Genomic DNA, 414 nt, shown 5'->3' with positions numbered 1-414 from the left:
ACGTTCCGCCACGGTTTCCACCACGCCCAGGATCAGCCGTTCGGTTTCCTCGGCGCTCAATCCGTCATGCAGGGCATCGGCCACCCATTGGCGCACGATGCGGTAATTGCCCATGTCGCGCGCCGGGTCGAACCCGGCCGCCTCGAACGTCATGGGGCCGATGCGCTGATAAGCCGTGTCGATCTGCGCGTCACTCACCTGCGCCCCAAGCTTAGCTTTATCTTCAGAGCTTATATTACAAGCTAAGCTAAGCTTATCGCGCGCGTAGGATGCTTGGGTTTTGTGCTGGGTTTCACGAGACACGGTTTTTCCTCCTGAGATCGGCATCATGGCGGTACGTTGGCGCGGGTCGTGCTGCGGCGATGGATTGACGTTTCTCGGCGGTCTTCCGCCCTTTTTGCCGTTCAGTCGCGA

1 pseudogene is annotated in these 414 nt (G+C 59.7%); it reads right to left on the bottom strand.

Features of this window, described 5'->3' with window-relative positions:
• Window positions 1-303: pseudogene (locus P792_RS37535) on the bottom strand (hypothetical protein); the annotation flags it as partial.
• Window positions 304-414: the final 111 nt, after the last annotated feature.

Origin of the sequence: Asaia sp. SF2.1 (genome assembly GCF_000505765.1) — a bacterium.
GTDB lineage: Bacteria > Pseudomonadota > Alphaproteobacteria > Acetobacterales > Acetobacteraceae > Asaia > Asaia bogorensis.
Note: the sequence above shows the minus strand (reverse complement) of the source record. Positions and strands in the feature narration are given on the sequence as shown.